General features: G+C 60.8%; 10 protein-coding genes and 1 tRNA gene. 4 read left to right on the forward strand and 7 right to left on the reverse strand.

Translation table 11 applies throughout. From position 1 onward, the window contains the following. Positions 1 to 27: 27 nt before the first annotated feature. On the forward strand, positions 28 to 225 hold the full coding sequence (csrA, locus tag F6X61_RS14770) for a carbon storage regulator CsrA (RefSeq protein WP_110995367.1): 198 nt from the start codon (positions 28 to 30) through the stop codon (positions 223 to 225). A 71-nt stretch (positions 226 to 296) separates the two neighbouring features. Here csrA and F6X61_RS14775 read toward each other — a convergent pair whose 3' ends face one another. The 4 genes from F6X61_RS14775 to F6X61_RS14790 form a co-directional block, all read right to left on the reverse strand. Beyond that, positions 297 to 668, reverse strand: a complete 372-nt coding sequence (locus tag F6X61_RS14775; protein WP_153787245.1) for a response regulator — start codon at positions 666 to 668, stop codon at positions 297 to 299. Between the two features lie 12 nt (positions 669 to 680). Further along, positions 681 to 2126 carry an ATPase domain-containing protein gene (locus tag F6X61_RS14780; protein ID WP_153787246.1) on the reverse strand — a complete coding sequence of 482 codons (1446 nt, stop codon included), beginning with the start codon at positions 2124 to 2126 and terminating at the stop codon, positions 681 to 683. 6 nt (positions 2127 to 2132) lie between these two features. Continuing rightward, positions 2133 to 3290 (reverse strand): nitrogen regulation protein NR(II), encoded by a 1158-nt coding sequence (locus F6X61_RS14785; RefSeq protein ID WP_256671366.1) that lies wholly within the window; start codon positions 3288 to 3290, stop codon positions 2133 to 2135. Positions 3291 to 3352: 62 nt separating this feature from the next. Beyond that, a complete protein-coding gene (locus F6X61_RS14790; RefSeq protein WP_371923708.1) occupies positions 3353 to 3616 on the reverse strand; it encodes a hypothetical protein in 264 nt (87 codons plus the stop codon). A 148-nt stretch (positions 3617 to 3764) separates the two neighbouring features. Here F6X61_RS14790 and F6X61_RS14795 point away from each other — a divergent pair, with 148 nt between their 5' ends. The 3 genes from F6X61_RS14795 (at position 3765) to F6X61_RS14805 (ending at position 4674) form a co-directional block, all read left to right on the forward strand. Next, positions 3765 to 3977 carry a hypothetical protein gene (locus F6X61_RS14795; protein WP_153787247.1) on the forward strand — a complete coding sequence of 71 codons (213 nt, stop codon included), beginning with the start codon at positions 3765 to 3767 and terminating at the stop codon, positions 3975 to 3977. A gap of 93 nt (positions 3978 to 4070) precedes the next feature. Beyond that, a tRNA-Leu gene (locus F6X61_RS14800) sits at positions 4071 to 4155 on the forward strand. A 105-nt stretch (positions 4156 to 4260) separates the two neighbouring features. After that, positions 4261 to 4674 (forward strand): DoxX family protein, encoded by a 414-nt coding sequence (locus F6X61_RS14805; RefSeq protein WP_110995371.1) that lies wholly within the window; start codon positions 4261 to 4263, stop codon positions 4672 to 4674. 30 nt (positions 4675 to 4704) lie between these two features. Here the strand turns inward: F6X61_RS14805 and F6X61_RS14810 are convergent, their stop codons facing one another. The 3 genes from F6X61_RS14810 to F6X61_RS14820 form a co-directional block, all read right to left on the reverse strand. Beyond that, complete coding sequence (locus tag F6X61_RS14810) at positions 4705 to 4893, reverse strand: hypothetical protein (RefSeq protein WP_110995372.1); 189 nt, start codon at positions 4891 to 4893, stop codon at positions 4705 to 4707. Between the two features lie 399 nt (positions 4894 to 5292). Beyond that, positions 5293 to 5649, reverse strand: coding sequence for a VOC family protein (locus F6X61_RS14815; protein ID WP_153787248.1), 357 nt, complete (start codon positions 5647 to 5649; stop codon positions 5293 to 5295). 98 nt (positions 5650 to 5747) lie between these two features. After that, positions 5748 to 6000 (reverse strand): thiamine pyrophosphate-dependent enzyme (locus F6X61_RS14820; RefSeq protein WP_256671367.1); only part of this gene is annotated, 253 nt, incomplete at its 5' end.

Here is a 6000-nt window from a genome sequence, read left to right on the forward strand (position 1 = left end):
GGTTTTTACATCACCAAGGAGAACTACATGCTGATACTCACCCGTAAGGTCGGCGAAAGCATCGTCATCAACGACGACATCAAAGTCACCATTCTGGGAGTCAAGGGGATGCAAGTGAGGATCGGCATCGATGCGCCGAAGGATGTCCAGGTGCACCGTGAAGAGATTTACAAGCGAATCCAGGCCGGCAGCCCTGCCCCGGAGAAAGGCGACGAGAAACACTGATTACCCACGCATCAAGCCGCACGGACGCGTCTGATCGATTGCCCGCCCACGCGGGGCGCCCACCCTGACCCTCAGGTGCCCAGCAGTTCGCGCACCTTGGCGATCATTCTGTCCATGTCGAATGGCTTGTCGAACACCGCGGCGAACAGCTCGGGGCGGATCAGCTTTTTGTCGGCCTGCGCACCACTCATGAGAATGACCGGCAGGTGCGGAAGATCCAGCTCGGTGCGAATGGCCCGCACCAGTTCCACACCACTCATGACCGGCATCATGTAGTCGGTGATGACCAATTCCACATGCCTGCCTTCGCGCCTCCCTTTCAAGGCCTCCAAGGCTTTGCGCCCGTTACTGGCCTTTTCCACCTGATAGCCTTCGTCCTCCAGGGCAAAACCGAGGATATCGGCGATCAGGTACTCGTCATCGACGATCAGGATGGTATTCATGGCGTCATCCCATCAGCGATCACCTTGCGGGACCGCTGTGCCGCTGAGCACGCCGCTAGCGCCATCGAAAACCCGCCCCAGAGTGATCCCCAGCGGCCCCAGGTGCAGCGCCTGCAGCGTTGGGTCGTGGTCGCTGTCGCGCACCTTGACGATCGACAGCACGCGGTGCAGCTTGGCATCGAGTTCGGCGAAGCGCATCAGCACCAGGTTGTCGACGATGCTCGACAGGTCCGGTGCCGGAGCGGTGATCTCGGCGCCGAAAATATCACGCATCTCCCAGGTGAGCAGGACGGTCACCTCACGTGCGCGCAGCTCACCGGTCAGGGCGCGGAAGAACGCGTTCAAGCGCCCCGGCTCCAACGCCAAGCGTCCGAACGCGCCGAGGCTGTCGATCACCACGCGCCTGGCGCCCAGTGCCTGCACCTGCTCAAGCAAACGTGCGCCTACCTCATCCAGCAACCCCTCGGTGGTGGGTTGCCAACTGAGTTGCACGACCCCGTCACGCTCCTGCCCGGCGATGTCGAAGCCTAGTGCCTGGGCCTTGAGGCGCAAGCGAGCGGGCGTCTCGTAGAACCCGAAATGCAGCCCGGGTGCGCGCTCATCGGACGCGGCCAGGAACGCGATGCCCAAGGCACTTTTGCCGACCCCGGACGGCCCCATAAGCAGGCTAACGGAACCTTCGGCCAAACCGCCGCCGAGCATGCTGTCCAGGTCGCTCACCCCGGTAGTGGCCCGGCTCAGCGCCTGAGCACCAGGCAGGCTGGGGTGGCTGTACAGTGACTCCAGCCGCGGGAATACCTGCAACCCTGCCTCGCTGATCAGGCATTCGTGGCGCCCCGACAACGCAGCGCTGCCACGGGTCTTGCGCAGTTGCACATGACGCACCGCCGTGCTGCCGACCATATGCTCGCCCAGCTCGATGACGCCATCGACCATGGTGTGCTCGGGGCTGCCTTCCTCCAGGCGTGCGCTGGTCAGCAGCAGAACGGTGCATCCGGCAAAAGCGGCATGCCCCTGCAATTCGGAAACGAACTTCTTGGTATCGAGGCTGGTTTCCGCCCGTGAGCGGGCGTTGAGCAGGCCATCGACGATCAACAGGCTGGCCTGCTGCCGGGCAATCTCCTGGCGCAGCAACCGCACCACGGCGTCGAGGCCATCCTGCTCAAGGGTGTCGAAGGCGCTGACGAACTGAATGCTGTCGCCCACCATCGTCTGATCGAAAAACGTCAGGGTCGACAGGTACTGGAACAACCGTTCATGGGATTCACTGAGCAACGTGGCCACCAGCACCCGCCCGCCGTCGCGGACATGGTTGCAAGCAAGCTGGTTGGCCAGGATGGTCTTGCCCGAGCCCGGATGCCCCTGGACGATATAGGACGCCCCCACCACCAACCCGCCCTTGAGCAGGGCATCGAGGCCTTCAATACCGGTGGCCAGTCGCTTGAGGTGTTCAACCATGATGCTTTACTCGCTTGTCTGCGGTTGATCATCGGGGCATGCCGGCAGGTACAGGCTCATGCAGGTCCCCTTGCCGGGCTGGCTGGCAACACGGATGGCGCCATTGCTCTGCCTGGCGAACCCATAGGCCTGGCTGAGCCCCAGACCTGTGCCTTTGCCGAACGGCTTGGTGGTGAAAAACGGCTCGAAGATGCGTGGCAACACTTTCGGATCAATACCCTCGCCATCGTCCCGCACATCGAAACGCACATAGCGCCCTTGCAAGCCCTCCACTTCACCGGCCAGCTCCACACTGTCGACCACCAGCTCGATCCGTCCTGCCGTGCCGATCGCATCCCGGGCATTGAACATCATGTTCAGCAGCACCATCTGCAACTGCCCGGCATCCACGTCAATCGCAGGCAGCTCTGCCTGGATCTGCTCGACCAGTTCGATGTCGCGAGGCAATGCGTGTTCCGCCAGCGCGCGAATGGATCCGGCCACCTGGGCAGGCGGAATCCGTACGACGCTCAGCTGCCGATGGCGGGCAAAGCTGAGCAGTTGCTGGGTCAACTGGGTACCCCGCTGCCCGGCATCGAGAATGTGCTCTAGCATACGCCGCGTGCGGCTGGGGTCCTGACTGTTGATGGCCAGGCGGGCGGAGCTGAGGATGATGGTCAGCAGGTTGTTGAAGTCATGGGCCAAGCCGCCGGTCAGCTGGCCAAGGGCCTCGAGTTTCTGCGCCTGGAACAGCTGGGCGCGCATGGCGTCCAGTTGCAGCGCGGAGTCCCGGCGATCGGTGATGTCGCGCGTGACCTTGGCCAGGCCGATGATCTGGCCCTGCTCGTCGCGAATGACGTCCAGCGCGGCCAAGGCCCAGAATTGCGTGCCATCCTTGCGTACACGCCAGCCCTCATCCTGCGCCACGCCCTGCTCCAGGGCCTGGCGCAACAGGCGTTCGGGGCGGCCCTCGGCACTGTCTTCGGCGGTGAAGAACAGGGAGAAATGCTTGCCTATCACCTCGTCGGCGCGATAGCCCTTGATCCGTTGGGCACCGGCGTTCCACGACACCACATGGCCATCTGGATCGAGCATGTAGATGGCATAGTCGACCACCGCCTGAACCAGCTGTTCATAGCGCGCTTCGGGCATTACTGACTGGGCGGGCCGGTCCGTTGCTGGCATGCGAACTCCCCAAGCACCGCGATAAGGACATACTGAGCGTAGTCAAAAGTCCTGCAAGTACCCTACCCCATGCGACGACCGTCAACTTCAGGCTCACGCATCGTCGGCACCAGCCTGCGCGGCATTGCCACTTTGAGCAACCACAGGCCGACCAGCAGGATCAACGCACCGCCACCCAAGGCCATGAGCCGTTGAGAAGCGGAACGCAATTCATCCAGGCCAAGCACCACAAGGTAGCTACCCAGCCCCACCAGGCCGACGAAGAGGAAGGCTGCCAGCAGGCAAACCAGCAGAAACAACACACGCCAAAACAGCTTCGGGCGCACAACACGCCCTGCTGAGCTGGCCTGGCCTGGGGAAAACGGGGGCATCACGGCTTACTCACTTGGATCCAATGGCGCAAAGGTGGCGCAATGACAGCCTGCTGTCAATTGGCCTATAGTGGCGCCACGCTTACCTGCAAGGACGCACCCCATGCCCGCGAATCAACGCCTGCAACGTCTTCAGGACGACCTGCTGCACACGGCTGCCGAACTCGACACACTGTGCCAGGCACTGGATGGCCACGCCCTGTTTCTGCGTCATTCAATCCATCAGACAGATGCTCGGGCCATGGATAATCATGTCGAAGATTTGCGCGGTTCTGCCTGTGAGCTACGGGATATTGCCCACACCATCACGCCCTGAACCTGCAGACCGGTTGACGCTTCTATAACAATGGGTTATAAAGCGCGCTTGATTGCCAAGGCCTTCTATTAATGAGGCACGGCGCTCAACTGTGCGAGTGTGGTGGAATTGGTATACACAGCAGACTTAAAATCTGTCGGCGTGAGCCTTGCGGGTTCGAGTCCCGCCACTCGCACCATCTGTTTTCGATGAAGGCGCCCTTGCGGCGCCTTTTTCATGCCCAGCGGAATTCCGCCAGGCAGCTGCTAGAGTGGAAATTGTCACCGTCCATCGGAGCGCCACCATGCGCTATGCACTGCTCGAAGGCCAACGCGACTTCATTCTGCTGCTTGCCCGAATCTTCCTGATGATCCTGTTCGTACTCGCGGGCTGGGGCAAGCTGACCGGCTTCGAGGGCACGGTCGGCTACATGACCTCCCTCGGCGCACCGGCCCCGATGCTGGCTGCCGGGGTGGCGGTGATCATGGAGTTCCTGGTCGCCATCCTGCTGATCCTGGGCTTCTATACCCGGCCACTGGCGCTGCTGTTCGCCCTGTTCGTGCTGGGCACCGCGCTGCTCGGCCACCCGTTCTGGAACATGGTCGACCCCGAACGCAGCGCCAACATGACTCAGTTCCTGAAAAACCTGAGCATCGTTGGCGGGCTGCTGGCACTGGCCGTCAGCGGCCCCGGGCGTTTTTCCCTCGACCGCCACTGAGCGCCGGATCAATACGCGATTGCTGCGACGTCAATCGTCGCAGTCATCGTGCCAGGCCGGGTGATCTTCCTCGTCATCGAAATCATCCTGCAGCTCCTCGTCCTCCTCGACTTCATCCAGCGCCCCCTGCGCATCCGCCTCAGGGTCGAAGCTGTCGTGAAATTCGTGGTCAAGCAGGTGGTCGTGCTCGGGCTCTGGCAAATCGTCTTCTTCGTACATCACACACTCCATACACTACAGGCCGCCTATATAGGCCCTCCGGCGCCAGCGGTCAATGCAGCGGGTAGTTAACCCTGACTTAACCGACCAGGCGCAACCTCAAGGCTCTCCCTTCAAGCACGTTCCAGCCCGCCGGCCCTGGCGGGCTTTTTTTGCCTTGAGCCCGAAAGCCCACAGGTACGCGCCAGCAGCCAAGCCGGACACCCTAGATCCAAAGCTCTTTGCCGTTAATAGATGCATGATTGATGAAAAATTCAGTAACGGTTATTGAAGCCTGACCTGCGGGGCCTTCACAAAATTCTGACATCTGTGACGGCAGACTGGCCTTGCTTCGATACGTTCTGTTTAACCCGCCTAGATGGCGGGTTTTCTTTTATTCGCTGTTTCAGCCTGATCGCTTCAATCCACAGAAGTCCAGACCGCGAGCTCGTAACCATCCGGATCGATGAAGTGGAACCGCTTGCCACCCGGAAATGCGAATACAGCCCTGCTGATCTCTGCCCCTGCTGCCTCAAGCCGATGCTGTGTCTCGGCCAGATCATCCGCATAAAGGATCACCAACGGGCCACCAGGCCTGACGGGCTCACCCGTGGTGAAACCGCCCGTCAATCGCCCATCCGTAAACTCGGTATAGGTCGGGCCATAGTCCACGAACTGCCAGTTGAAAACCGTACCGTAGAACGCCTTGCTGCGGTCAATATCGCTGACATTGAATTCGATATTGTCGATCTGATGATCCTTGCCTCTGGTTGCCATGTATCACCTCCTTGTTGATGGCGGGAATCTATCACAACCGGGGGGGCACTTCGGGCCATGGCACCAGAGACTTGCCAGGATCTTGCCTATCGCGGGCTTCACACCGCTGCGCTGCGCGCGCGCAGATCAATGTTCAATATACGGTCGTTATCGCTGTAGTCGACCGGACAATCAATCACGTGCACCCCTGGGTTGGAGACACAGTGGTCAAGTAGCGGAATCAACGAGTCGGCGCTTTCTACGCGATATCCATTGGCGCCATAGGATTGCGCATATTTGACGAAGTCCGGGTTGCCGTAGTCCAGGCCGAAATCGGTGAAGCCCATGTTGGCCTGCTTCCAGCGGATCATG

It is taken from the genome of Pseudomonas sp. EMN2 (genome assembly GCF_009650555.1).
GTDB classification, from domain to species: domain Bacteria; phylum Pseudomonadota; class Gammaproteobacteria; order Pseudomonadales; family Pseudomonadaceae; genus Aquipseudomonas; species Aquipseudomonas sichuanensis.

Excerpts from the sequence above, each read along its gene's own strand:
- F6X61_RS14775 (WP_153787245.1), bottom strand. The coding sequence starts at position 668 with ATGAATACCATCCTGATCGTCGATGACGAGTACCTGATCGCCGATATC.
- F6X61_RS14805 (WP_110995371.1), top strand. The coding sequence starts at position 4,261 with ATGCGCTATGCACTGCTCGAAGGCCAACGCGACTTCATTCTGCTGCTT.
- F6X61_RS14810 (WP_110995372.1), bottom strand. The coding sequence starts at position 4,893 with ATGTACGAAGAAGACGATTTGCCAGAGCCCGAGCACGACCACCTGCTT.
- F6X61_RS14815 (WP_153787248.1), bottom strand. The coding sequence starts at position 5,649 with ATGGCAACCAGAGGCAAGGATCATCAGATCGACAATATCGAATTCAAT.
- F6X61_RS14795 (WP_153787247.1), top strand. The coding sequence starts at position 3,765 with ATGCCCGCGAATCAACGCCTGCAACGTCTTCAGGACGACCTGCTGCAC.
- F6X61_RS14780 (WP_153787246.1), bottom strand. The coding sequence starts at position 2,126 with ATGGTTGAACACCTCAAGCGACTGGCCACCGGTATTGAAGGCCTCGAT.
- F6X61_RS14785 (WP_256671366.1), bottom strand. The coding sequence starts at position 3,290 with ATGCCAGCAACGGACCGGCCCGCCCAGTCAGTAATGCCCGAAGCGCGC.
- csrA (WP_110995367.1), top strand. The coding sequence starts at position 28 with ATGCTGATACTCACCCGTAAGGTCGGCGAAAGCATCGTCATCAACGAC.